16 protein-coding genes are annotated in these 26,859 nt (G+C 65.3%); 4 read left to right on the top strand and 12 right to left on the bottom strand.

Features of this window, described 5'->3' with window-relative positions:
* Positions 1–5 precede the first annotated feature (5 nt).
* The 9 genes from ACIQ7H_RS03480 to ACIQ7H_RS03520 form a co-directional block, all read right to left on the bottom strand.
* Positions 6–902, bottom strand: coding sequence for a DUF3034 family protein (locus ACIQ7H_RS03480; protein WP_395788426.1), 897 nt, complete (start codon positions 900–902; stop codon positions 6–8).
* Positions 903–1,229: 327 nt separating this feature from the next.
* Positions 1,230–1,628, bottom strand: coding sequence for a type IV pilin protein (locus ACIQ7H_RS03485; RefSeq protein ID WP_395788428.1), 399 nt, complete (start codon positions 1,626–1,628; stop codon positions 1,230–1,232).
* A 68-nt stretch (positions 1,629–1,696) separates the two neighbouring features.
* A complete protein-coding gene (locus tag ACIQ7H_RS03490) occupies positions 1,697–5,728 on the bottom strand; it encodes a pilus assembly protein (RefSeq protein WP_395788430.1) in 4,032 nt (1,343 codons plus the stop codon).
* 17 nt (positions 5,729–5,745) lie between these two features.
* Positions 5,746–6,246, bottom strand: coding sequence for a PilX N-terminal domain-containing pilus assembly protein (locus ACIQ7H_RS03495; RefSeq protein ID WP_395788432.1), 501 nt, complete (start codon positions 6,244–6,246; stop codon positions 5,746–5,748).
* Between the two features lie 2 nt (positions 6,247–6,248).
* Positions 6,249–7,478: a PilW family protein gene (locus ACIQ7H_RS03500; protein ID WP_395788434.1), complete on the bottom strand. Its 1,230-nt coding sequence runs from the start codon at positions 7,476–7,478 to the stop codon at positions 6,249–6,251.
* Positions 7,479–7,489: 11 nt separating this feature from the next.
* The gene (gene pilV / locus ACIQ7H_RS03505) at positions 7,490–8,029 is read right to left on the bottom strand and encodes a type IV pilus modification protein PilV (protein WP_395788436.1); all 540 of its coding nucleotides are present in this window, start codon (positions 8,027–8,029) and stop codon (positions 7,490–7,492) included.
* A gap of 1 nt (position 8,030) precedes the next feature.
* Positions 8,031–8,561 carry a GspH/FimT family pseudopilin gene (locus ACIQ7H_RS03510; protein WP_395788438.1) on the bottom strand — a complete coding sequence of 177 codons (531 nt, stop codon included), beginning with the start codon at positions 8,559–8,561 and terminating at the stop codon, positions 8,031–8,033.
* 157 nt (positions 8,562–8,718) lie between these two features.
* Entirely contained in the window at positions 8,719–11,373 is a 2,655-nt protein-coding gene (gene plsB, locus ACIQ7H_RS03515) for a glycerol-3-phosphate 1-O-acyltransferase PlsB (protein ID WP_395788525.1), read from the bottom strand.
* A gap of 137 nt (positions 11,374–11,510) precedes the next feature.
* Complete coding sequence (locus ACIQ7H_RS03520; protein WP_395788440.1) at positions 11,511–12,485, bottom strand: hypothetical protein; 975 nt, start codon at positions 12,483–12,485, stop codon at positions 11,511–11,513.
* Between the two features lie 182 nt (positions 12,486–12,667).
* Here ACIQ7H_RS03520 and ACIQ7H_RS03525 point away from each other — a divergent pair, with 182 nt between their 5' ends.
* From ACIQ7H_RS03525 to ACIQ7H_RS03540, 4 genes are read left to right on the top strand one after another with little or no spacing between them, the layout of a single operon-like run.
* Entirely contained in the window at positions 12,668–13,780 is a 1,113-nt protein-coding gene (locus ACIQ7H_RS03525; RefSeq protein ID WP_395788442.1) for an ABC transporter permease, read from the top strand.
* The gene (locus tag ACIQ7H_RS03530) at positions 13,777–14,616 is read left to right on the top strand and encodes an ABC transporter ATP-binding protein (RefSeq protein WP_395788444.1); all 840 of its coding nucleotides are present in this window, start codon (positions 13,777–13,779) and stop codon (positions 14,614–14,616) included. Before ACIQ7H_RS03525 ends, ACIQ7H_RS03530 begins: the two co-directional genes overlap by 4 nt.
* Before the next feature lie 3 nt (positions 14,617–14,619).
* Entirely contained in the window at positions 14,620–15,585 is a 966-nt protein-coding gene (locus tag ACIQ7H_RS03535) for an MlaD family protein (protein ID WP_395788446.1), read from the top strand.
* The gene (locus tag ACIQ7H_RS03540; RefSeq protein WP_395788448.1) at positions 15,582–16,202 is read left to right on the top strand and encodes an ABC-type transport auxiliary lipoprotein family protein; all 621 of its coding nucleotides are present in this window, start codon (positions 15,582–15,584) and stop codon (positions 16,200–16,202) included. The genes ACIQ7H_RS03535 and ACIQ7H_RS03540 overlap by 4 nt, the downstream gene beginning before the upstream one ends.
* Before the next feature lie 233 nt (positions 16,203–16,435).
* On the opposite strand, the gene ACIQ7H_RS03545 is transcribed toward ACIQ7H_RS03540, so the two are convergent.
* The 3 genes from ACIQ7H_RS03545 to ACIQ7H_RS03555 all read right to left on the bottom strand — a co-directional run bounded on the left by ACIQ7H_RS03545 (position 16,436) and on the right by ACIQ7H_RS03555 (position 26,734).
* The gene (locus ACIQ7H_RS03545) at positions 16,436–23,632 is read right to left on the bottom strand and encodes a GEVED domain-containing protein (protein WP_395788450.1); all 7,197 of its coding nucleotides are present in this window, start codon (positions 23,630–23,632) and stop codon (positions 16,436–16,438) included.
* A 799-nt stretch (positions 23,633–24,431) separates the two neighbouring features.
* A complete protein-coding gene (locus ACIQ7H_RS03550) occupies positions 24,432–25,436 on the bottom strand; it encodes an FHA domain-containing protein (protein ID WP_395788452.1) in 1,005 nt (334 codons plus the stop codon).
* Positions 25,437–25,453: 17 nt separating this feature from the next.
* The gene (locus ACIQ7H_RS03555; RefSeq protein ID WP_395788454.1) at positions 25,454–26,734 is read right to left on the bottom strand and encodes a S1C family serine protease; all 1,281 of its coding nucleotides are present in this window, start codon (positions 26,732–26,734) and stop codon (positions 25,454–25,456) included.
* Between the last annotated feature and the right edge of the window lie 125 nt (positions 26,735–26,859).

The following is a 26,859-nucleotide window of genomic DNA, read 5'->3' on the forward strand; positions in this document are numbered from 1 at the left end:
CTTTATCAGAAGCCGAACTGCAGGCTGGCGTACCAGCCGCGCTGGTCGTCTGCGATCACGATGTTGCCGAGGTCGACATAGGCCAGCGTCAGTGAGGCGTGCTTGCTCGGCGCCCAGGCCAGGAATACATCCCATGCCGCGTCTTCATCGGCGATGCCGAGGTTGTCGGGCTTGCTGCGGAACTCCGCGCCAAGCGCAAGATTGCGGCTGAGCAGGCTCGCGATGCTGCCCTCGAACTGCAGGCTGCGGCTGCTGCGCTGGTCGCCACCGAAACCGAGAATGCCGAACTGGTTGGCGCGGGTGTAGCGGAGGTTGCCGTTCACCAGCAGGCTGCTGCCGAGGTAGAGCTTGGTGGCGGAGAGATAGAAGTCGATGTCGTCGTGGCGATCCGCGCCCACAAAAGCGAGCACGTCCGGCTGGTCGTTGCGCTTGTGCTGAGCGCCAAATGAGACTTGCGGCAGCCAGCTGTCCTGCTCGTACACGGCGTCGCCGAACAGCTTGATCTTCAGGCCAACCGTGTCCTGGTTGAAGCTGAAGCCGCGGCCGACGCCAAGCGCTGCACCCACCGCCTGGGTGTCGAACTCCTGCCGGCTGATGCTGAGCTCAACCCGATCGTAGAAGCCGACCAGGGCGCCATAGCTGTCGAGGCTGTAGTCGGAGACATCGACGCGGGTGTAGTAGGCATTGGCGCCGATCTGATCGCGCGTGCCGTAGCCGCCGATCAAGGCCCAGGGCGTCAGCCCGCCGCCGCCACTGCCTTCAAGCTGCGATACGCCGCCGGTGAGCAGGAGTTTGCCGCTGCGGTTGGGTGCGCGCTCCTGCGCAAGAGAGGGCGATAGCGCGAACATGAGCGCGGCTGCGAGCCCGATGCGCCGGTAGTCACTGCGGAACCTGGTGTGCATGAAGTCCCCCTCTTTCAATCCGTGGCTGAGCAGGCAAGCAGGCTGTGTGCCCGCACCAGCGTGTGCTACCAACTACGAAGCGATGGGCGCGGATGGATGCAAAGTCCAACCGTCTCGGTGATCCGCCGGATTGTGGGAAACGGAAACCGGGTCGGCCACCAGGTTTGCGCTGAACGCCGGCGGCCACGCTCACAGCGATTGGCGCCAGCGAGCGAAGGCACCCAGAGCACTTGGCCGATGGCCCTGGATACGTCCAGGCCCAACAAGCGAAACGGCGAACCCTTGGGCTCGCCGTCCGTGTACTTCCTCAAACCTGCGCCGGAACTTCTACTGCCAACAGTTCGTGCCGCTGCTGTGGGTTCGAGTGCCAGCTTGATTCAGGCCAAGAGCGCCGCAGGAGTCTGAAACCTGTCCGCCTTGGGGTTCTGATGCAATGGTGAAAGCGACGCGCGAAGCCACGTTGATCACGTAGGTATAGCGATCTGTCGCCGCCTGCTGGCAGCGGGCACCCCCGCCGACGTAAGTTCCATTAGCGGTGTTGAAGCGCTCCATGCACTGCGACATTTCCAGCATGGCCGCCTGCGCGGTGGCGCGGCGCGATTTGCGGATCTGCTCGTTGTAGGCCGGTAAGGCGATGGCGGCCAGAATGGCCACAACCAACACGACGATCATGACCTCGATGAGAGTGAAGCCCGACTGCAGTCGGCGATACGGCTGTATGTGCATGGTGGTCCCCGGTTTTGATGGATTGGAACACGGCAAGGCCAGGCAATGCCCGGCCTTGCGTCACCAAATCACTGCAGCTGTCGCCAGGCTTGGCGTCCGCAGTCGATCTCTTTCAAGCGCGCGTAGCCTTCGCCCAGGATGAGGCCGATGTCATTGCGGCAACCCGGCGCGGGGGTCGGATTGACCAGATTGCCTGAGCCATCGCGGTCCTGGACAGGCCTATCAATACCCTCACGAGCACCATCGCTGGGCGGGCGTACCGCCACGGGCGGCGAAGCTACCGGCGCACCTTCGACAGCGATCACAGCACCACCGCAGTTCGAGCAGCTGCCGCCCGCAATATTGCCGTCGGGCGCGCCGGTCAGAAGATCAACCACGTAGGCGCGACTCACACCACCCGGATTACAGATGTCACCCTGCGGCAGGTAGGTGGTGAATACCACATTGCCAAGAAGCACTCTTGGCCTACCAAGCACCCGCTCACCATTACCGGCTGAGCCGACGGTCAAATCCATGAACCAGCCCCGCTGGGATTGCCAATCGACCGGCGTATCACTGATCGTACGGAACACGCGACTATCAATCGTGGTTTCTCCCAGGGTCTGCTGCTGCAGCTGACCGCGGCCGGAAATGGAAGAGCTGTCGTTCTTGTCCCACAAGCCATAGAAGCTCTGAACCTGAGAGGTAGGCCCAGCCTGATTGTCGCCAACCTCGAAGTACTTGCCCGTACCAAACACCACCAGCTGACCGCTGATGTGATGCAAGCCCGCAGACACGGTTCCGGTAATCGGCTGACGGGCGCCGGCGGAGTCGCGTGCGATAAACAACGGGTTGCCGCCGTTTGCAACTTCAACAGCGTTCCCCTCGACGTTGAACTTCCATACGTTGCCGTGAAGATCACCGCCGTAAAGAGTGTCTGCCTTGCCGTTGAAATCCGTATCAATCGGTGTGATCGAGGTGAGCCCATTGGGGTCAGCGAAGCTGCCAGCACCCACTTCGACCGCCTGGCTAATGGCGCCAGTGCCTGCGTTCAGCACGAACAGCCGGGCGCGATGGTCGTCGCTGTTGGGACCATTGCCGACCAGGGCCACCCATGCGCCACCCTCGAGCAGAGCGGCGCGCGGCGCGTGCATCACGTTGCCGAGGCCCGCATTCTGGAATTCCCATTTGAAGTTGCTAGCGCTGAAGCCACTGGCTGCATTGGTGACATCAAGAGCCATCACTGAACGCCCGCCGGCGCCGTTGTTCGAGAACAAATAGGTAGCCCACGCTCCGCCTACCCGCACATCCGCCTGGTTCGGCGAACCGTCAACGAAATACCGATGCGAGTAGGTACGCTTCGGGAGCTCCTTCAGCCTTGGGAGCACTGAATTCGGGATCACGCTGAACAGGATTTGGCCACCGGTAGCGGAAGAATTGATGGCGTGCAGCATGCCGTCGTTCGCCCCAACGAACAGCACCGGAGTACGCGAACGCTTGGCCGTGATGTACGCACCGTAGCTGCCAGGGCCGGTGGAACCGCCACCTTCCGCAGGTGCAAGCTGTGCATACGGAAAGCTGGCTGCAGTCGTGAGCTCGGGCTGGGAGTTCAGAATATCGCCCAGCTTACTGCGCCGATTGCGCAGATTGCCCCCGTTTGCGACTTCGCGCGACTGATCACCGCGCACGTAATCGATTACATCGGGGACCGTGACGCCAGCACCGTAAGCCGTGAAATCGCCAGCCCCGATCTGCAGCAGCGACTGTGCATTGGTCGCCCCGCCTAAACCAGCGGTGGTGAAATTGACCAGACTGCCGCCGACGGAAGCAAAGATCTGCCGGGAGCCAGGTGCAACCGGCTGCAGAAGCGACGCTGCGCTCCAGACGGCGGGGCTGGCCAGCGCACCGCTTGGGGTCAACCGATAGGCCTTCAGGTCGCCCGTCCAGTCGTCGGAGAAATACTCCGGCACGTAGACCAGAAAGCCGTCACCGGTACGCGAGCCCGAAGCGGCAACACCGCCGGCCGGGCGCGCACGGCTGCTGACCTCGAGCAAAACGTCGCGCATGGCTTGGGTGATTCGCTCCGGCGATGTCGCATTGATGTATCGGCCACGCGAGTTGATCGCGCCATGCCAGATGTCATCCACGGTGGACGGTTGATCGTTCTCGCGGGCGGGCCAAGCCGGCGGATTGCTGTAGCCCTCGGTCCAGTCATTTGGGTCGATCGCGTGAGTCACGCCGAATGAATTACCCTTCGCGCCCAAGGTGACGCCATAGAAATTCATGTGGGGGAACTCCTGACAATCCACCCAAGGGTCGGGCGTGCCATTGCAAGCCGCAGACACCCGAATGCCTGCCTGGTTGGCAAACCCGGGCTGCAGGGAATTCAGGTAGTACTTTGCAGTGATGTCCGCCAGCGTATCGGAGTTTCCATCCGAGAATGGCGCGCCCATTGCCTGGTCGAGATTGCCCACCGCCGGGCCGTCCTGATTGGAGTAGCCGTCTGTAAAGAGCATTCCACCGTTGACCTGGCAGGCACCACCATCGGCCTCGTTGAGGAAGGGCTCCGGAGGGTTGACAGCGTTGGCCGCAGCAGGCGCACGCATGAACTGCGTGCCCAGATGATCGACCGCCTGTCGATTCGGCGTGGAGCCGCTGGCCGGGAGATTCAGCAGCGAATTGTTGTAGAGATTGTTCCGGGCGGCCTGGATCTCAAGATCATTCATTACCACGTCAGCGCGGTTGTTGATCCGGAAGAACCCCACCCGCATGAAGGTGACATCGGCCAGTGCGCGCGTCATGCCAGAGATCATCGCGCGGTTGCGATTACCGTAGAAGGTGTACCAGTTGGCGAAATTCTGCATCTGCTCGTTGTACACAGCCGCTGACGAATAATTGGCCGAGCGGATCTCGTAGCGATTCAGGTTGCAGCCGGTTCCGCAAGCATCAATGGCCAGAACACGGGTCGCGACGTTGTAGCCTGCCGGAGCGGGTGCATCGGCGGGCAGGTAGAAAGTCGGCATGTAGTTGCGCAGACCGACGCGGCAACCACTGTAGGTCGCATCCGTAATCGTCAGCGCCGTAGTCAGCGTCACCCAAGTATCGCGTTGCATGCGGTCAGCGCCCAGACCACCGCAGGAGTCGACTCGGTTGTTGTTGCCAGGGTCGAGCGAGCTTTCGTACCGGCCGCCCACGACATCGTTGTAATCGCCATCCCCGTTCAGACGGCGCAGAGCGAATCGATAGTACTCAGTGCCCGCGGGCAGAGTCGCACCGACCGGCACGGTGAACATCTCGTTGACGTGATTGATCCGCCCCGCCGATTGCCGCTGGATGTGGAACGTGGCGCAATTGGCCAATGTTCGGGTGCTGGTGATCGTCAGCCACGTGCCATTGCTGGACGCTGGCAGGCTGATATCTCCTGCGCTGGTTGCACAGGTCTGAACGGCGTTTTCAACGTTGCGGACCTGCCAGCCGGCCTGGAGTGTAACCGGGGAGCCGTTGGTCGCACTGAAGGCAAAAGGAAAACCGCCTTCGTTGATGGTCAGATACTCGTTATCTGCATCGTCTATCTGATCGTAGGTATTCGTGGTGAGATTGAAGCGCGGACTCGCGTTGCGTGGATCCTGACGCGCATCGGAAGGCGTGGAATTCGCATACTCGGTGCCATCACCACTCTTCCAGGGGCGGTAGGTGACCTCAGGGTCGTACCAGCTGCTGTTGTACTTTGGAGCGCGGGCGAACCCGAAGCTGTCCAACGGCGGGATTGCCAATCGGTTGACGTCCAATGGACTACTCACCGAGGGCATCAGGCCATGAAATCCGCCCAGCGAGGATGGATCGCTCTGGGTGCGCAGTCGCCAGCCGCCGGAACCATCTGCGACGAAAAAGGATCCAGACGGGCGGTGCCAGAAGCCCTGGCCGTCGCGCCCGGGGAACAAGGTTTCAAACTTCATCGAGCCTGAATCGTCCACGGCCATGATGAAAGATGGCTTCACAGGCTGCTGCACGTACAGGGGGTACTGCGCGATATTGAAGTCGGCGTTGGCAGGTGCAGAGGCGGCGGCAAGCAGAACGAGCGCACCGACCTGAAGACCGCTTGAGATTCGTTGAATAAACATGACTGTCTCCGGTCAGGTCAGGGAACAAAAGTGGCTTGAACTACAGCCCACGAACTGGCGTCGGCATCTACGCGCGCATCGGACTCAGAGGCGCTGAGCAGGAAATAGGCGCACTGGGATGCGTCCTGGGCGGCTATTTCAAGAGAGCCACCGACCCCGCCGCCTCGGCTCGCCTCGCCCTTGCTCAGATTGAGGGTATGCACCGCGGCAGCTGTGGGTCGCTCGACTGACGACACCCAAGCAGGCTGCACTGAACCGGAATCGACGGTCGGACATTCTGTCGTGACTGCATCTGCCCGCAACGTGCGCTCGGCGATGCGCAAGCGTTCTTCGGCGCCCTCAAAAGCGCGAATGTCGGACCAATAGGCCTGAACCATCTTTTCCTGCAGTCCAGTGACCTGAGCAGCGGAGAGTGCCAGCAAGGTCAGCAGAATCAGGAACATCATCGACACGAAAAGGGCGGCGCCCTGCTGGCGGTTGGCGGCGCTACCGCGCACGTTAGTTCTACGGACGGACATATTCAGTTCCTCACGCGGTTGCGCAGGGTGATGACGGTTTCGTAGACCTGACGCACACGGTTGTCATCGTTATCTATGAGAAACGCGGTGTCAGCTGCGCGAAACAGTGGCGACGCATCATCGCGGATAGCCGCAGCTGGCGCGGGACTACGCATGAGCAAGCCCACGCGCACATTGACTACCTGCTGCCAAGCCAGTGCAGGAGTGGCAGGTGGAGCCAAGCCACCGACGGTAGAAGCGACACGGTACTCGTCCAGCACGTCGTCACGCGTATTGACCGTTGGAGTGATCACTCCAGTGTCGACGCCATAGACCAACTGCATCGACTCGACGCCCTCGACCAAGGTTACCGGCGCAGACAAGAGACCAGCAGATCCCACTTCAAGGCGTCGTTGCCGCAGTGCGGGCTCGTTGGTGGCACCGTCAATTCCGACGTAGTAAACAACGTACTCGTAGCGGTACACGGCGGTCGCGGGGGATGCGTAGCCGTCCTCTGCTGCGCTCCAATTCACCAGATTCAAGCCCCCTTGGCCAACCGGTACGACCGCGCCGGCTCCTTGTGCTTGAAAAAGCGAAACCTGCCTGCAGTTGCTGATGCCGTAGATTCCGCGAGGCTCAAAGAACGGGATGTCTGCCGCGTTGGTGATTGACATCGTATTGGCGGCGATATTCATGACGGCGCTGCGAACTGCATCACCACTCAGGTAGCGCAGGACGATCACATCGCTGCCGGCAATCGCGTCGGCGGCTACGGCACCCAATGCGCCCGGCAGGGCGGGCGAGTACGATCCTGGCCCGCCCGAAGCTGCAACGCCACCCGAAAGATCAACCGTTTCGCCCGGAGCGCTGCCGTTGTACTCGAATCCGTCGAGTGGCCAATCAAGTCGGAGCGCGTACGGTGCGGCAGCGAAGTTACTGCTCGGGTTGGCACTGTGCAGGTAAAGCCGCGGCAAAAGCGGCGCTTGGCGGATGTACCCGCGCTCATTCATGCAGCCCATGTGACCTACCATGCGAAGATCCCGGCGCAGAAAATCCACCGCGAATCTCGAGTTTTCCTGAACACGGGAACCGCCCTCGGCGGTCGAGAAGGCAGCTCGGCTGGCACCGAAGATCTGCGCGAGGCCGAGCAGCAGTACTACGCCTATTCCCATAGCGACCATCAGCTCGATCAATGAGAGACCGACCTGACGCTTCGCTTTGGCGCGCCTGCGGTGGACTAGTGGTTTGTTCACTGGCGACTTCCTCAAAGCTCGGTATTCAAGGTGAACAAGGTTTCGCTGGGATCCGTGCAACCGGCAGAGCGAACAGGCTCCTGGCTTCGATCGTCGTTCCAGCAAACGTCTACCACCAAGGTCAGCCGACGTGCAGCTGCGGGACCGATTGGAGTGAGTCTGGCGCGCACGCGGCCGTCTGGGAGGGCCCTGCAGGCTCGGTCAGCGATGCGGCGATCGTCGCAGTTCAACGCATCGGAACCGCCATAGCACGAGTAACTCGGCGCCGAAGCGATATCACAGGCAGGGGCCGTGAAGTTCGCCTGGGAGAGAATGCCGACTTTACTGTTACTGCCGCGCGCGGTGTAGGAGCGCATCAGATCCACGTATTCGTAGGCGACGTTCGCGGCTTGGGTGCGATGCGACGCGCTCTGAGTGTTGCGCAGAGAGACCGCAAGCAGGGTAGCCATGCCCAACAGGCCTACAGACAGCACCAAGACCGCGACCATCACTTCGATGATCGAGACACCCCGCGCGGTGCGGGGCCTAGAGAGCAATGCTCTGACTGCCATGTCAGCACACTCCTTTGGCAACACCTACCGACCCGATTGCATTGACGGTCAGGGTACGCAGAAATGGCTTGCCCGCTACGCACCCGGTGGGTTGCATTTCCATCACGGCGTTGCCTTCGGCGACGGTCGGCTGCACACGACGGCCTCTACCATCGAATGCGATGAGGTTGGTCCCAAGCATCTGGTCTTTACTGTTCATCTCGCCGCGACCCCGAAGCTCATCGGGCTGCATGCTGCCATTACGATTCACATCCACCCAGATGATCCATCCGTTGGCCCAGCTGCCACCGCAGGCGGTCTGGGCTGCGTTGGCTGCGCAGATTGTGCCGCCGGCATTGGCCTGAAGCCCGGCGGTACGCGCCAGATTGATGCCGGCGATCACTTCGTTGGTTTGCGCCGCCATGCGGTTGCGCTGGATAGCATCGTTGAAGCTCGGCAACGCGATGGTGGTGACGATCGCGGCGATCGCCACCACGATCATCAGCTCAGTCAGCGTAAAACCCAGTTCGGTGCGGGATCGGGACGGTGCCATGGGACGCTCCGGTTTACTTGAGCGCAACAGTATCGCGGACTTGGCGCGATGTTGTGCTCCCACGGACGGCCGGTAGCGCGGTCCCGACCAGCGTCCGCGCGGCGTCAGGCCTGCGTTGCTGCAGCGCCTGAGGCCCGCGTGACGGCTGGCCTTTGGCTCACTCCGCGCTGATCTCGGCGTCTGATTTGACCTGGCGGACCACCTCGGGGGTGATCTTCAGGATCGAGTGCCGCAGTTCACGCGAGAGGATGATGCGGGCGTCCTTGGCCCAGGCTTCGAGGCGCTCGTCGAAGGCGAGTTTGCTGTTCTCGCCGAGCCTGACGAAGCCGAGTTCGCGCAGTTTGCCGATGAAGCCGCGGAACAGGCTGCGGTCGAAGAACTCCGGTGCGGCCTGCGAGAACAGCAGGGACAGCCGCTGCGCGGTGAGCTGGCAGAAGTTCTCGAGCTCGCCGGTCGAAAGCACGCCCGAGCCATTCTTCACCAGTACGGCGATGGCGATGTAGTAGCGCTCGAAGGCCTGCTGCAGGCCGTGCGCGACCACGCGCAGCTGGAACACTTCGTCGGTCTGGCCCGGGCCGCGCTGGATCGCGCCGGATTCGTCCAGGCTGAACAGGCCGCGCTCGATCAGCAGATCGATGGTGGCCTCGATGCGCTGGGCGAATTCGTCCTCCTCCCACGGCAGGAACAGTTCCTCCTGCACGAACGGGTACAGCAGGCGCCCGAGGCGGAGCACACCGCTGCGGCTCATGCGGCGGTTGTTCTGGAAGCAGCAGGCCACCCACGAAGCGGCAGCGAACAGGTGGACGACGTTGTTGCGGTAATAGGTCTGCAGCACGGCGATGTCGCCGGGGAAGCGCAACACGTCACCCAAGGGATGGCTGACGCGCTCCAGCACGTTGACGCCTTCGCCGTACTTGATGATTTCGGCGGGGCTTTGCGGCGTCACGGTGACGCGGCCGGAGAACGGCAGCCGCTCAAGCAGCGCCTTCATCAGATCGAGCGCGGACAGCAGATCGGATTCGGCCATCGCCTGTTTCGGTGTCGCCAACAAGCACAGCGCCAGCAGGTTGACCGGGTTCACATCGGCCGCCTGGTTGATGTGACGATGGATCTGTACCGAGAGATCCTCCACCGCGGCATTCAGCCAAGCGGGCTTTTCGTCGGGCTGGGTCTCGAAGCGGCGCCAATCGGCATCGTGGCTGTCGAGCACCTGGTTGAGAAAGATCGGCTCGCCGAAGTTCACCGCGACTTTGCCGTAGCGCTTGCGCAACACGCCGCCGAAGGCGCGCAGCAGGCCGAGCAGGGATTCTTTCTCTTTTGGCGCGCCGCTAAGCTCGGCGATGTAGCTCTTGCCTTCCATCACCTTCTCGTAGCCGATGTAGACCGGCTGGAACACCACCGGCCGGCGTGGCTGGCGCAGGAAGGCGCGCAGGGTCATCACCAACATGCCGGCCTTGGGCTCCAGCAGACGGCCGGTGCGCGAGCGTCCGCCTTCGATGAAGTACTCGATCGACACGCCGCGGGTGATCAGGCTGGCGACGTATTCGCTGAACACGGCCGAATACAGCGGGTTGGCCTTGAAGCTGCGGCGCAGAAAGAACGCGCCGCCGCGGCGCAGGATCGGCCCGACGATCGGCAGGTTCAGATTGACGCCGGCGGCGATGTGCGGCGGCACGATGCCGTTGACGTACAGCAGGTACGACAGCAGCAGGTAGTCGATATGGCTGCGGTGGCAGGGCACGTAGATAACTTCATGCCCAGGTGCGACCTGCTTCAGGGTGTCGAAGTGGTGCACGGTGACGCCGTCGTAGAGCTTGTTCCAGAACGGCGTGAGCATGAACGAGGCCGAGCGCACCGCCGGGTGCGAGTAGTCGGCGGCGATCTCCAGCGCATATCGACGCGCCTTGCCGCGGGTCTGCTCGATGCTGCTGTTGCTGCGCCGGGCCTGGTCGGCAATCGCGGCACTGACGCTTTCAGACGCCAGCACGCCGTCGACCAAGGTGCGCTTGTGCGACAGATCGGGGCCGATGACGGCGGTGCGGACGCGGCTGAAATGTGCACGCAGCACGCGCGACACCTTGCGCACGGTGCGCTCGCGCGGCAGGCCTTCTGACAGCGCCTCACGCAGCGATACCGCGGGCGCGAACTGGACGATGGTGCCGCGCCCGTTCAGCAGCACCGACAGCGCGCGACGGAAGCGGCCGACCATGGCCCAGTTCTCCGAGAACAGCACGCGGAACCAGCCGCTTTCGCGGTCCGGCGCGCGGCCGACGAAGATCGACACCGGCACGATCTGCACGTCGATATCCGGGTTCAGCTCCAGCGCTTCGACCAGGCGCGCCAAGCTGGCGGAATGTGTGCGCGAGCGCGGCCGGCCGAACCAGGTGCTTTGGCGACGCGACAGCGCCACCAGCGCACGCTCGCCGCCGAAGGCGGAGTTCCCGCAGATCGGCAGCAGCGGCGACGGCAGGCCGGCTTCTGCGCAGGCGCGGGTCAGGATGGCGTTGTTGGTCAGGCCGTAGCGCTCGATCACATAGCAGACCGGCAGCTCCGGCCGGATGAGTTGATCGACAGGCGTGGACGGTTCTCGGCGGATCGAGACCCACGGGCGCAGAAGGCGGCCGAGTAGGCGCATCAACAGGGGTTCGGAGGCAGCTTTTTCGCTCATGGGCGGATTATGGCTGAAAGGCTGAGTTGCGCCCCGGGCGAGGCCGATGAAACCCGCAGGCCGCGAGAGCGGAGCATGCCGGTGCCGGTGCGGGTTGCAGGGAGTTCGCGCAGGTTCAGGCCCAAGCGCGCTGTGTGCGGCCAGGGTTCCGTCCGCGCGGAGACGCCTGTTCCCCAAGGCCTGACCAGAAACGCAAAGGGCGGCCCGTGGGCCGCCCTTTGCTGGCGTTGTGACCTTTCAATGGCGGCCCTCTCCAGCGGCGCCACTGCGGCCAAGCGCGATCAGTTGGTCGCTTCTTCTTCTTCGTCGTCGATCACAGCCGGTTCTTCGGTTTCTTCGGCTTCTTCGCCAGCTGCGTCGGTTTCGGCAGCCGGGGCAACCGGATCAGCCGGGGCTTCAACCAGCGCATCGGAGACGGCCTTGATGGTGTCCTTGCTGTACCAGCGATCGCCTTCGCGGATCATGTCCTGCTCGCTGGTCAGATCCTGCCCCAGCAGGCTGTAGGTCGTGCCGACGCGTGCAGTGTCGCCCTGCTCGGTCAACACCGACGGTTTGACGCTGCCGAGGGTGGCATTGACGTCCATGCCGTAGACAGCCAGCACGTCCTTGGCGCCACCGAAGGCGATACCGGCCTTGGCCAGGGCTTCGTCAAACGACAGCGCATTGACCTGCTCCAGGCTCTTGAGGTCGAGCGTGCGTGCGGCGGCGACCGCCTTGGCGATCGCGCTCTTGGCCAGCTCACGGTCGGTCAGCTTGACCGTCGACAGCCAGTTGCCGACAGCGTCCACCACCTGGGTGGCCTGGCGCTTCTGGTCTTCGGTCAGGTCGGTGTTCTGCTGGATGCCCTGCACGGCGAAGCCGCGGCCCATGCCGATCATCATCGGCAGCTGCGGGGCCATTTCGGCTTCGAACTGCACCAGCGCGGGCTCAAGCTCGGCCATCAGCGCGTCTTCGGCGCCGTCGGCGGTCAGCTTGGTCATCATCTCCGCGAACTCGGCGGCTTCGCCGGCCTCGGGCGGAGTGCGCTCGCGGCTGTCGAACTTTGCCTTGACCTCGTTGTAGCGGGCCTCAGGCAGCGACAGCTGCACGAATTGCTGGATGTTGTTGTCGCGAAGGGCGTCGGCAGCAGCCTTGACGGCGGCGTCCGGGGTGGCAGTGGCCTTGGCTGCGTCAGCCGGGCTTCCGCTCTCGCTGCCACAGGCAACCAGGCCGAGTGAGAACAGGCCAGCGGCCGCCAGGGATACGAATCGATTCATGTGTGAACTCCGGGTGGAAAGCGGCGGAACTCTAGCATGCCGCTTGAACTTCGAATCAGAACGCCCAACACGCCTGTGCTAACCGGCGCACAGTCGCGCGGGACGCGTGCGCAAGCTGAATCGGCGCAGCGCCGGCACCGCGCGCCGATGCTATGTTCCCGCGCATGCCAACCGATACATCCATGCAAGCCGCCCATCTCCAGCCTGACTCGCGGGCGCTGCGCCTTGCGGGCGAGTGGACGCTGGCGCAGGCCAATCAGCTTGCCACCGAGATCGAACGCCTGCGGCCGGTGGACAGCGCCCTGCCGTTCGATGCCAGCGGCCTGACCCGGCTCGACACCGCCGGCGCGGTTCTGCTGCTGCGCCTGCTCAAAGCCTGCGGGCGCGAGGGTGTGCTGGATTCGGTCTCCGGTTTGCGCAGCGCCGACACCGCCTTGCTGCAGCTGTTGATCGAGCGCGGCGCGGGCCCGGCCACGCCGATCCCGCGACCGCACGGCTTTACTGCGCTGCTGGCGCGAATGGGCGCTGCGCTGGAGAGCTTCTGGATCAACGCGCGCCAGCTGGTCGGCTTTATCGGCCTGACTCTGCTGACGCTGTCGAAGGTGCTGACCGGCAAGCGCCGCCTGCGCCTGACCGCGACGGTCTTCCACATGGAGCAATCCGGGCTGGATGCGGTGCCGATCGTGGCCCTGCTCAGCTTTCTGGTGGGCGCGGTGGTGGCCTTCCTCGGCGCCACGGTACTGCGCGATTTCGGCGCGTCGATCTTTACCGTCGAGCTGGTGGCGTACTCCTTTCTGCGCGAGTTCGGCGTGCTGCTGACCGCGATCCTGTTGGCCGGGCGCTCGGGCAGTGCGTTCACCGCCCAGATCGGTTCGATGAAGAGCCGCGAAGAACTCGATGCGATCCGCGCGCTGGGCCTGGATGTGATCGAGCTGCTGGTGCTGCCGCGGCTGCTGGCCCTGCTGCTGATGCTGCCGCTGCTGGCTTTCATCGGCATGATCAGCGGCCTGGTCGGCGGCGCCCTGGTCGGCGCGGCGGCGCTCGACATCAGCACCGGCATGTTCATCAGCCGGCTGTACGAGATGACCGAGATCCGGCATTTCTGGGTCGGCATGATCAAGGCGCCGATTTTCGCCTTCGTGATCGCCGTGGTGGGCTGCCTGGAGGGCATGAAAGTGGCGGGTAGCGCTGAGTCGGTGGGCCGACACACCACCTCGGCCGTGGTGCAGTCGATCTTTCTGGTGATCGTGCTCGACGCGCTGTTCGCGATCTTCTTCATGGAGCTCGGCGTATGACCAGACCAGATCGCGAGGCTGTCATCGAAGTGCGCGGGCTGCGTTCGGTGTTCGGCAGCCAGGTGGTGCACGAAAGCCTCGACCTCGACCTATACCGCGGTGAAGTGCTCGGCGTGATCGGCGGTTCGGGTGCCGGCAAGTCGGTGCTGCTGCGCTCGATCGTCGGCCTGAAAGACCCCGATGGCGGCAGCGTGCGCCTGTTCGGCGATGAAACCACCCATCTCGACGAACAGGCCCGGCGGCCGTACGAGCGGCGCTTCGGCCTGCTGTTCCAGGACGGAGCGCTGTTCTCGTCCTTGACCGTGCTCGAGAACGTCAAGGTGCCGCTGCTGGAGTACTACAACCTGCCGCCCGATCTGCTTGACGAGCTGGCCCTGCTGAAGATCCGCCTGACCGGCCTGCCCGCCGATGCGGCGCACAAGTACCCAAGCCAGCTGTCCGGCGGCATGCGCAAACGTGCCGGGTTGGCGCGGGCGCTGGCGCTGGATCCGGAAATCCTGTTCCTCGATGAGCCGACGTCCGGCCTGGACCCGATCGGCGCGGCCGCTTTCGATACCTTGATCCGCACCTTGAGCGACGCGCTCGGCTTCAGCGTGTTCCTGGTCACCCACGATCTCGACAGCCTGTATGCCATCTGCGACCGCGTCGCGGTGTTGGCCGACGGCCGCGTGCTGGTCGCCGACTCGATCGATGTGGTCGAAGCGAACCCGCACCCGTGGATACGCGCATGCTTCACCGGGCCGCGCGGACGCAGCGCGCGGGCGCAGTCTGCGCTTACGACACCTCAGCTGGCCGGCCCCGACGCGGCCGCCACTGCTGAACCTTCAAGGATCTGACCCATGGAAACCCGCGCCAGCCATGTGCTCATCGGCAGCTTCGCCCTGCTGATGCTCGTGCTCGCATTTCTGTTCGTGCTGTGGCTCGGCAAGCTGTCGCTGGACCGCGAATGGGCTTACTACGACGTGGTGTTCACCGAAGCGGTCACCGGCCTCACCGTCGGCTCGGCGGTGCAGTACAGCGGCATCCAGGTCGGCGAGGTGCGACGTCTGCAGCTGGCGCCGGATGACCCCAGCCAGGTGATCGCGCGCATCCGCGTCGGGGGCGACACCCCGATCAAGACCGATACCACCGCCAAGCTGACCTTCACCGGCCTGACCGGGGTGGCGATCATCCAGCTCGGCGGCGGCAGCGCCGAGTCGCAGCACCTGATCGGCGAGAACGGCGAAACGCCGAAGATCGTCGCCGAAGATTCGGCACTGGCGAAACTGATGTCCTCCGGCGAGGACATCATTCTGAACGTGAATCAGATGCTGCAGCGGGTATCCAACCTGCTCAGCGAGGACAACATCAACAAGGTCGCCGCGACGATCGACCATGTCGAATCGCTGAGCGCCAGCCTCGCCGCGCGCGGTGACGGCATCGGCAGCGCCATCGACGACCTCGCTGCGGCCGGGCAATCCCTGCGCACTGCACTGGCGCAGACCGAACAACTGATGACGCGGCTGGACTCGATCGCCAATCGCACCGATGCACTGCTGGCAGGCGACGCGCAGGCTTTGCTGGAAAGCGCGCGCCAGAGTCTGGAATCGGCGCGGCGGCTGGCGGATTCCTCCAACGATCTGGTGGTCGGCAACCGCGAATCGATCCGCATCTTCAGTCAGCAGGGCCTGTCGCAGATGGGCCCGGCGATGGCCGAACTTCGGCAAACCCTGGCAAGCCTGCGCGAGTTGAGCGAACGCCTGGAGGCCGACCCCACGCGTTTCCTGCTCGGCCAGGATCAGCCCAAGGAGTACGACCCCAAATGACTGCCTACCGATCCTGCGCGACCACATCAGGCCCGCTGCAGTCGGCACTGCGCTGCGCCCTGCTGCTCGGCACGCTGACGCTGGCCGCCTGTTCACTGCCCAAGGCGCGCGAGGGCGAGATGCGCCTGCACACCCTGCAGCTCAGCCTGCCCGCCAGCGCGCAGCCGGCGCTCGGTCGCCAGCTGCTGGTGGAGCTGCCGACGGCAGCCGCACCGATCAACAGCGATCGCGTCGCCGTGCGCGTTGGCGAGAGCGAATACGGCGTTCTGCGCGGCCTGCGCTGGAGCGAGCCCGCGCCGCAGCTGTGGCAAAGCCTGCTGGTGCGCGCCATCGAAGACGATGGCCGTCTGAGCGCCGGTCGCGACCGCGACAGCCTGTTCGGCGATGAGCGCCTGCTCGGCGAACTGCGTGCCTTCGAGTACCTGCGCGACAGCGGCCACGTGCGCATCCACTACCACGCCAAACGCGTTGACGCCGCCCAGCGTGTTGTGGCCAGCCGCAGCTTCACCGCAGAAGTCGCGGTGGGCAGCAGCGAACCGGCAGCAGTGATCGCCGGCTTTCATGCCGCGGCACGCCAGTTGGTACCTGCACTGCTTGAGTGGCTGACGACGCACTGATCGCACACAGCGAGGCCGGTTCGATCAGCTGGCGACTCGCGCCTCTGGCGACCGCGCTGCGTCTGCAGCGACCACGCCCGGCTCGGAGTAGCCCGAGCCAGGCCGTCGATGCGTCATTGATTCAACCGCCACTGGTCCCAGCGCGTCGTACGCTGGGACCAGGTGGGGAGGATTCCGACTGAGCGCTTTGCGTCAGACGCGCGTGCCCCGGCGAGACATCAGCGACGCGACCCTCATTCGCCCAGCAGGCCTCGGCGCGAACGCAGCACACCCCAGCCCAAGGCGAGCATGCCGAGCATCAGCGCCAGCAGCGTAGCGGGGTCATTGGTCGGAACCTGGACCACCGGCGGCAACAGGATGCCGACCAGGACGCTGTCCTGGTCATCTTCGATATCGATGCGGTTGTCGGGCACCGAATCGATATCCCGAATCGGCTGACCGCCGTCGTCATCCGCGCCGGTGATCTCGGCCACATTGCGCATCGAGCCGCTCTGTCGGAGCCCCATGCGCAGGCTGATCGGCAGATCGATGCTCGCGCCCGGCTGCAGCGGCCCGGCGATCACCCGGGTGGCCGAACGCCCACCAGCGGCCAGGGTCCAGTCACCGCTTTCCAGGGTGAAGCCGTCCGGGAAGCGATCGGTGATCTCCACCGCATAGGCCGGCAGGGTGCCTTCGTTGCGCACGGTGATCACGTAGTTCACCACCTGGTTCGGCCGCACCTGGCTCGCCTGGCCGGGTGCCAGCCGCTTGCTCAAGGCCAGATCGAAGTTCTGCACCAGGCCGAAGTCGACGGTCGGGTTGGTGTTGAAGTCCGGGGGGCCGGGTTTGACTTCAGCAACCAGAGTGACCGGCGGGCTGCGCGTCAGCGGGCCGGCCTCAAAGCCGTTGTCGTCGTTGTCGACGTCATTGTCCGGGTCCACGCCAGCCGCGCAGCTGCCGGTCTGGGTGTGTGGGAAGCCAGAACCGGTGCTGCCGAGATGGGTGCTGGGGCGCTCGATCTCGACGATGTAGTCCTCCGGCTGCAGATCGGTGAACAGATAACGACCATCGACTCCGGTCAACTGTGTGGCCAGAACCGTGCCGTCCGGCAGACCATCGCCATCGGCATCGACGTACAGGTTGACCCGCACACCGGGCAGGCCCGGCTCGCCGGAATCCACTCGGCAGTTGTTGTCGCTGTCGACCCAGACCTGATCGCCCAGCGCCAGCGCGCCGACGCCCGAGGTGCCGATGCGGTAGTCCTCAACCTCACCATCGCTGGCCTCGCCCACCGGCGAACAGGTCGGATCGGTGCTGAGCCGGAACCGCGCATAGGCCGAGGCCACCGCGTTTGCGGGCACCAGGCCGAACTGCAGCTGCAGGCTGCCATTGCTGGTGCCGGCCGGCACGGCGATCGTGGCCTGTTCGCTGGCGTCGTTGAAATCGCCGTCGTCGTTCCAGTCGATGAAGCCGCAGACCTGCGCCGGCGCGACCAGCAGGTTGGTGGCGCGCACATTCACCCGCGCCGGGCTGCCGAGATCGTAGGGCTCCAGGAAGCTGACGCCGTCTTCATCATCGACACCCGCCGTGTCATCGCCGGTGGCAGTGACGCCCGGCGGGCCGTCACCCTCGGCATCCACCGTCGCGCCGAGGAGCAGCCCGCTGACGATCACATGGCGCGGGCCGTTCTGGGCCAGCAGGGTGGCGTAGTTGCCGGTGCCCTGCCCTGCGCCGGTGTCCGGCAGGTCGCCGAAGTCGAACACGCGGACCCGTGCCGTGTAGTCCTCGACTTCACCGTCGCGCTCCAGCCCATTCGCATTGGCAGCCGTGCACGCACCGGCTTCGGTGCTGAGGCGGAAGCGTGCATAGGTGGCGCCGCCCGTGGCGCTGGCCGGCACCGCGAAGCTCAGGCTGAACTCGACATCGTTGCTGCCGGCGGGCACGCCGACCTGGGCCACTTCGCCTGCGCCACCGAACACGCCGTCGGCGTTGAAATCGATATAGCCGCAGACGCGGGCTGTACCGGTGCTGGTGTTGGTGGCACGCAGCCGCACCGCCGCTGAGCGTCCAGCGATCAGATTGCTGTCGGTCAGGTCAACCAGGTTGACGCTGTCCTCGTCGTCGACACCGGCGAGGTCGTCACCATTGGCAGCGACGCTGGGCGCGCCGTTGAGCTCATCGTCCACCAGCGCCCCCATGCGCAACCCCGGCCGCAGCACGTGGCGCGGGCCGTTATCGGCCAGCAGGGTCGAGTAGTTGCCGGGCCCTGCGCCTGCAGCGGTGTCCGGCAGATCACCCAAGTCCAGGCGCTCGCTGATATTCACCACGTAGTCCTCGATCTCGCCATCCGGCGCCTCGCCATTGGCACTGCAGGCACCGGCCAGATCGGTGGACAGACGGAAGCGCGCGTAGGTGCTGGACGGTGCGCCCAAAGCCGGCGCGCCGAAGTTCAGCGCGGCGGTGCCTGCCACGGTGCCCGCGGGCACGTTGGCATTGGCGGATTCGCCGGCATCGTCGAAGTCGCCATCGCCATTCAGATCCACGAAGCCGCACAGGCGTGCCGCGCTGCTGGTCGGGTTGTTCACCCGCACATCGATCTGCGCCGGCAGCAGGGCGATCAGCTGCAGCTGCGCGGAGTCGACGCCATCCTCGTCATCGGTGCCGTTGAGGTCATCGCCGTTGGCGGTCACGCTCGGTTGGCCGTCGAAGTCGACATCCACGCCGAGGCCCATGAACAGGTTCGGGCTGGCCGGGAAACCGGGCAGCAGCAGATGCCGCGGGCCGCCGTCGGCCAGCAGGGTGCGGTAGTTGCCCGGGCCGGTGCCCGCGCCGGTATCCGGCAGGTCGCCGAGGTCATAGGCGTTGATCAGCACCGCGTAGTCCTCGACTTCACCGTCGAGCAGCGCGCCTTCGGCCGAGCAGGTCGCACCAGCGTTGGCGGCGCCGGTGTAGATGCGGAAGCGCGCAAAGGTGCTGCGCACGGCATTGGTCGGCACGTTGAACAGCAGGCTGCCATTGAGCGCATTGGCACCCGCCGCGACCGTGGCCTGAGCCAGCTCGCCGGCCTCGCCGAGCACGCCATTGGCGTTGAAGTCGATGTAGCCGCAGACCGTCGCCACCGCGCCGCCGAGGTTGGTCGCGTTGAAGCGCACCGTGTTCGGGCCACCGACGCGCAGCGCCAGATCGGCGACCACGATGCCGTCTTCGTCATCGGGCTGGCCGACCGGTGCACTGTCGTCGCCATCGGCGCCGCCGCTGGGCTGGCCATCCATCTCGGCATCGACCACCGCACCCAGCAGCAGGCCGCTGCGGATGATGTGGCTTGGCCCATTGCCGGCGATCAGGGTCGGATAGCTGGGCAGAGCCGGCAGGCCGGCAGGCAGATCGCCGCGGTCGATTGCGATGATCGATGCACGGTAGTCCTCAACCTCGCCGCTGGCCGAGGGGCCATTGGCGAACGCAGCGCTGCAGGCGCCGCCATCCAGGCTCAGGCGGAAGCGCACATAGGTCGGGTCAATCGTCGCGCCGGGAAACGGCACACTGCCCCAGTTGACGTTGACCACGGTGCCGCCGGCACCGCTGCCGCTGGGGATGGTCAAGGTGGGCGCCAGCTCCGCGCTGCCGCCGACGGTATCGCCGAAGTCGCCGTCGGCATTCCAGTCGACATAGCTGCACAGGCGTGCCGCGCTGCCGCTGTCGTTGACCACGCGCAGTTGGACGATGGCGGGCTGGCCGCGGAAGAACTGCAGCTGGGCCGGCGTGATCACAGCGTCCTCGTCGTCGCCGGCAGTCAAGTCATCGCCATCGGCGCCGACGCCGGGCTGGCCGTCGAGTTCGGCATCCCACAGCAGGCCAAGCGTGAGGCCGGTGGTCTGCAGATGGCTGGGGCCGTTGTTGGCCAACAAGGTGCTGTAGTTGCCCGGGCCGGTGCTGTTGCCGGTGTCCGGCAGATCGCCGAGGTCGGCATTGTTGATGCTGCCGGCAAAACCGATGTCGACGCTGTAGTTGGACATGCGGTCCGGCCACAGGTCGGTGCCGCCGCCGTTGTCGGGGTCGTCATCGGTGCCTGAGCCGTTGAAGATGCGCTCATTGGTCGGCTCGTTGGCGCTGGGGTCGCCGAGCGTCAGCACCGGAGTGGACACATAGCCCGGGCCGGCGCCACAGATCGCGGCAGCCGCCGCGCCCTGCGCGTTGTTGTCGTTGTCGGTGCGATTGTTCGGGTTTTGGCCATTGTTGTTGGTCGACACCTGCAGCCCGGTGAGCGCGGGCTGCGTGCTCGGAACGCCGAGGTAGTAGTCGGGCTGGCGCAGCAGCTCATCGAAGCGGTACTTGCCGCTGCGGCCACCGACCGTGGCGCTGACTGTGCTGTCGACCAGCAGGTCGCCCGCGCTGGGGCCGGCGGTGCCATCGGTGTCGCGGCACAGGCGCAGCTCGACGCCATCAATTCCGGGCTCGCCCTGGTCCAGCACACCGTTGTTGTTGGTGTCGCGCCAGACCCGGTTCCCCAGGCGATAGCGCTCGGGCAGAATCACGCCAGCCTTCACCGGCTCGGCAGTCGGCAGCAGGTTGGTCGGGTTCAAGGGCGTGGCGGTGGCGCGATAGGCGCGATGCGCGAAGCTGATCCAGGCCGGGTTGAACACATTCGTATTGGCAACCACCGAGGGCAGCGCGCCGCCGGCCAGGGTCGGCGCCACGAACACCGGTGCCGCCATCGGGAAATCGAACACCGCGGATTCCAACCGACCCCAGTTGTCGGTCGGGCCGTTGAAGGTTCCGTTCGGGTCGATGAAGGCGCGGATGCGGATCGCGCGCACATTGGCGAAGTTGCCAGCCGGCGGCGTCGCGCTCCAGTCGTTGGTGCAGCTGCCCTGCCAGCCGCTGGTGTCGTCGTCGTTGGAAACCTCGGGCCGGCACGGGTTGGTCGACGCCGAATACTCGATCAGATGGTTGCCGGCGATGTTGGCCGTGGTCTGCGCAGCGACCAGGGTCGGCGCGCCGGTCAGCAGCGGGCGGAAGCGGGTGTTGCGGGTGACGCCAGCCTGCGGCTCGCCGACGCCGGTGTCGCCGATGAAGGGCAGCACCTCGTAGAACACGTAGTTGTCGAAGGCCACGTTGCCCGCGTTCTGGATGCGCACGCGGTAATTGAACGCCGCGCCGAAGTCGGTGCGCGCCACGCAGGGGAAACGGGTGAAACGCGGGCTATCCACGCCGACGCCGGGGGCGCCGGCGAAGGTGTCGGCATACACCGGGCACGCGGCGGACGCGACCGCCGGCGGCTCGGTCGGGTCGTCGACCAGATCATCCGTCGGGTTCTGGTACGGGCCCGGGCCGCTGACCCACTTGGTGCCATCCAGCACCGCCGCCTGCAGGATGGTGAAACCGGCCGATCCGGCGCAGTACTCGGTGGTCCCGGCGTTGCCGTCGATGTTGTCGCTGTCGGCCACGAAGCTGGAAGAACAGGTGCTGTCCGGATCACCGCTGAACACGCCGATGCGGTTGCTGTAGCTGCCGTTCAAGGTGCCGGCGCGGATGCGCGTGCGGATGTCGATGCGCGGCATCTGCGCGGCGGTGCGCGGGAAGCTGCCGACATAGGCGATGCGCACCAGGGTGTGGCCCGGCACGCCGCCAAAAGTGAAGCCTGGCACGGTGGTAATGGTCGGTGTCGGGCTGCCGGGCTGGATCACCGAGGTGCCGAGGAACTCAAGCTCGGGCGGCAGCACATCGACGATGACAGGGTCGACGATGTCGCCGGTGGAATCGCCAACCGCATGGTCAACGCCCACGCGCCAGACGATCTCATCCAGCGGGCGCAGCGAGGACGGCGCCGACTGCACGGTCTTGATCGGGTTCAAGCCCGGCCGCGCCTCTTCAATGCGCTGGATACGGCAGGTCTGCTCGAACTGCGCACCGCCGGCATTCCAGCGCGCGATGAAGCAGTTCTGCGGATCGATCGAGCCCGGCAGCGGCGGCGGGTTGATGCTGGCGGGCACCGGCTGGCTGATCACCGGCTGGGTGGTGAAACCGAAATCACGCGGCAGCTCATTGGCCGGCGGCAGGCCCGGGCCGGTGTTGGTATTGGCGAAGCGCCAGCAGATGCCGGTGATGCCGCCCAGGCCGCTGCTCACCGTAATCGCATTGTTCGCCGGCGCAGCAGTCGCGACCTGGGTCCAGCTGGCGTCGCCGCAGTTCGCCGTCGGCGCGGGCTCAACCGTGCTGACGAACACATCGGCGACCACCGTGTAGTTCGGCAGGCCACTGTTCCAGTTGCCCAAGGTGAAGCTGCTCACCTGCAGGCGCGCCGGCACGCCGGTGTTGACCGTCGGCAGCACATCGAAGAACTGTACGCTCTGCACGCCGACGTTGGACTCGAAGCCCGCGCCGATGCGCCAGTTGATGCGGCCAACGCCGGAGTTGTTCGGGGTATCACTCGGTGTCGCGTCGTTGCCGGTCTTGCTGAACGGCGCCAGGATCGACTGCGGACCTCCGCGCACGCCGGGTGTCTGCCCGAAGCACTGCGGGTTGCCGGTATCGCCGACCGGCGGGGTGCCGAGGCCACTGGCCGAGCAGTAGACCGGATCGTCCGCCCGCACGTGCGCACGGTTCGGCGCCGGCGCCACGCCCGCCGGCAGGTCGTAAGTGACGAAGAACTCCAGGCACACCTGCGCGCCCAGATTCGAGCCCGGCGGGTACAGCGTGTCGATGGCAATGCGCGCGGCTGGCACCGTCCAGGTCACGCGGTTGCCAATGATCGTTTCGGTGATCGGCGGCGCGCCGGCCGGGATGACCGTGCGGATGTTGGTCGCGCCCGGCGGCGTGTCGTCGAAGATCTGGATGCCGTTCAAGGACACCTGATCGATGCCACCGGCGGCGCAGAAGCGCACGCGATCGGTGACAAAAGTCGGCTGATCGGAGATCACCAGGGCCGGGATCGGATCGAACCGCTGCTTGCTGATGCTGTAATTGCGCTGCGAGGCCGCGCTGATGTTGATCGGCGCGCTGATTGCCGTGATCGGCAGCGGCTGCCCGCCCGGGTTGTTGCTGAACACCAGGCTGGCCGAGTTGAGCACGCCGGTGGCGGCACCTGCACCCGGCCGCACCCGGGTCACGATAAACGCCTCTCCGGCGGTGCCCGAAGACACGTTGGCGCGCTGCGCGGTTACCGTGTTGCCACCGACCGGGCAGCTGAGCGTGCCGAACAGCGGGAAGTCGCAGCTGACGATTTCGAGCTGGGGCGGCAGGGTGTCGGTGATGCTGACATCGCCGCAACTCGGCTGAGCGACACCGTTGCAGGCATAGGTCAGGCGATAGCGCACCGTGCTGCCGGGCGGCACCGTGGCGTTGGCGGCGGGTTCGAGCAATTGCTTGCCCAAAGTCATGTTCGGGTCCTGCGCCAGCGCCGGAGCCACCAGGCCCCACAGCAACAACGCCCCCAACAGCCACCGGAGGCTCACGCCTCCGCACACGAACCCAAGCTTGCTCACGCGCCACCTCCAATCATCAAGATCGTTCATTGCCGAAACGCACGCAGCCCCCGTCGCGCATCATGCGGGCGCGGCTGCTCAGATTGACAGGGTTCGATGGCATCCCGCCGCACAGCGGCGATCGAAAGCGCCCCGCGAGCGCAGCGCGCAGGCCAGGATCAGACAGATAGTCATCAGATCCGTCGCCATCAGCGCCGCCCTCCCCCGTTTGACTCCCGACCGAGCGGCCAGGGTCGGAAAACCACAGCGGATCGGGTATGCAAGAGCCGTACCCCTCAGGCGCGAAGGGTGGGCGGGCACGACCTGCAAGTCAGTTCCGGAGACTTGCGCTTGCGCTCAACTGCGCGCGGGGCGAGAGGCTGAAGGGGAAGCCGCGGCTCAGCAGAGACACGTGGCGCCGGATCGCCAGCGAGCGTGTTGGCGAGGGGCTCGACCACGCGTCGCGGCAAGCCACAAGCACGAACCCGAGTGCCCTGACGTATCCCCAGCGACCCGGTCGCTCACAGCCGCAAGCGACCTCGCTCTCCTCGTCGCGAACGAGCTGGGCGATTCCTGTGCCTGCCAGCAGCCTGTCGGACTCTGGTTGGCCGGGCTGCAAATCCGTCTGCGCGATCCACTTTTCCGCCGATTCCTGGCCGAGCGCCCACCGGCGCCTGCACATCGTCGAGAAACTGTCCTCTGGCAGTCGACTGTCGCCTCGCCCCCCCAAAGCCCGACAGGCTGCTGGCCCGGGCTTTTCTCCGAGCAGCGCGACGCCCCTGCGCTGTCCTCACTCGCCCTCGCGCTGCTCGGCCTCGATGCGTGCAGCGTCCAGTTCGGCTTGAAGGGCGCTGGCCTGGTCGATGAAACCAGACAGCGGTCGCTCAGGCGCAATGCGCAGGGTCGCCGGACCCAGCTGGCCGAGATAGCGTGGCGCGCTGTCCCCGTCCCGTTGCGGCACCCAGTTCTCCATGCCCTTGACCAATATGGCTGACGCGGCCAGCAGCAGCACAACGCCTGCCTTCAGACGCAGATGTGTCGTCCCGATCACACGCAGATGCAGCCAGCAGACGAAGGCAAAGCACAGCCAGTATCCGATGAAGGCATAGTGACTGAGTGCCTCGGCACTGAAGGCATACGCCAGATTTGGTACGGCCACCAGCAGCACCGTTGCGAGCGCGCTGCCCACTGCAGCCACCCGCAGATGACGGGCGAATCGCAGCTGATGGGCGAACAACCGGTTGGCGAGGCTCCAGCCGAAACTCCAGATGACGGTGATGAGCACAGCCATGACGCCGCCGGCAACAAAGGCCTCGGCCTTGATTTCGCCGATCTGCTGCAACCAGTCGCTCAGAGCACCCAGCCCGACTGCCAGCAGCAGCCAGCTGGTGGCCTGCAGCCAACTTGGGCCCGGTAGTGGCAGCGCGCGCTCGGGCTCGATCGACGGTGCGCCGTCATGGATGCGCAGGATGCTATGACCGACCTGCAGAGCGAGTGTGCCGCTCACTGCAGTCCGGCTCGGCAGTGGGCGGCCACGCTCATCGCGCACACCGTTGCGGCTGCCGGCATCTTCGACCCAGAGCCGACCCGCTGCGTCCCGATGCACTCGCAGATGCAGGGCGGCAACAAAGGGATCGTCGAGCATCAAGTCGCAGTCGTAGCCGCGGCCAACGGCCAGGCTGTCGTTGGCTTGCAGCGGACGACGCAGGCGCTCGGCGACTTCGCCACTGCGGCCAAGCTTTTCGATCACCACCAGCGATGCTGCCGGATCAACGAGCACAGGTGCCGGATCCATGGTCTGAGGCTCGGCCATCAGGGCGACTCGCCCCAGCGGATGCCATCGAGGAAGCGCCGAGTCTGAGCCAGCGCATTCGGGTAGCTGACCCCGCGCATGCTGAGCTTCGCGATCAGCGCGTACTCGGTGGCATCCTGAGTCACCGCGGCGACCTCGACGTCGTACAGGTTGGCGAACTCCTTGTACGCCTGGGCGCAGAACAGCGCCCGCAGTGGTGGTTGATGAGCGGAATCCCCCTGGATGAAATCGTCATGGCATTTCGGCGCGGTCAGTCGCTTGCCGTCGTGGAAGCGCTGGTTGCCCGGCGAATACAGCTGACTCAGAAAGGCTGCGAACTGCCAGGCATTGAGCTGGTCAGTGCGGGCATGCCGGTAGGACAATTGCAGCAATCCGGTATCGAGATCACCGGAGATGAAAACCCCGTTCTGCATGGTGCATTGGTTGGACTGCAACCGCGCGCGCGGCTTGGGCCGTTCGTCAGCGTTCGTGCTGGCCCAGCAACTGAACCACGGCAGTTCACTCTCGCGCACCCGATAGGGCCCGAACGTCACTTCGGTCGGCGTGGCGTCGTTGGCGAGCTGCTGGTAGAGACCCTCCTGCCAAGCCAACAGCTGGCGCGAAATCTCGGCCCGGACATCGTCGAGGGACATCGGCGCGTTGCCGCGCGCTCGCTCCAGCAGGGCAGCCGCGAAGCGCGCCGGCACCAGAAAACTCACCAGCTCACCCGACAGCAGCTTGGCGACGTTGACGCCGGCGACCTGCTGCTCCGTGGTCAATGCCGGACCACCGCTCATGCCGGGGTTGATCGCGCCGGAGAAGTGCACGCGTTCGACGTAGCTCTTCTCGACCAGGCCGTTGTGCACACCCTCGACGATGGTGAAGCCAAGGTCGAGCGGATTGCCGATCGAGTACAGCCGCTCGCCCTTGGGATTGACGCCAGCTACGGAATCCGGATCAAAGCTGAGAAACGGCTGCTCTTTCGCTTCGAGCTTCACCACGGCGAGATCGGCGGCCACATCGATCGCAAGCAGGATCAGCGGGCCGCGCTCGCCATCGGCATTCAGATACTCCAGACGGTAACTGGCCGGCTCCAACGCGAACTGCGACACCACGTGGTAGTTGGTGATGGCAAGACCATCCGCGCTGACCAGGAAGCCAGAACCAATGCTCGACTGTCGGCCACCTTCGCTGACCAGGGTGCGGATTTGCAGCAGCGAGGCGCGGGCCCCGGCGAACACCTGCTCGGCATTGCTTTGCGCGCCGGCCTCGGGCAAAGGCAACAGCAGCATCAACAGCATCAACAATCGGGTCAGCACAGGGGGTCCTTGCGAAATCGGGCGCGCAGGGTGGCGAGCCACTCCACGCGATCGGGGTGAAGGTGAGCAGGGGGAGCGTCCGGCATCGAGCTTGCCAAGCGACCCGA

It is taken from the genome of Aquimonas sp. (genome assembly GCF_044377145.1).
In the GTDB taxonomy this organism is placed as follows: domain Bacteria; phylum Pseudomonadota; class Gammaproteobacteria; order Xanthomonadales; family Xanthomonadaceae; genus Aquimonas.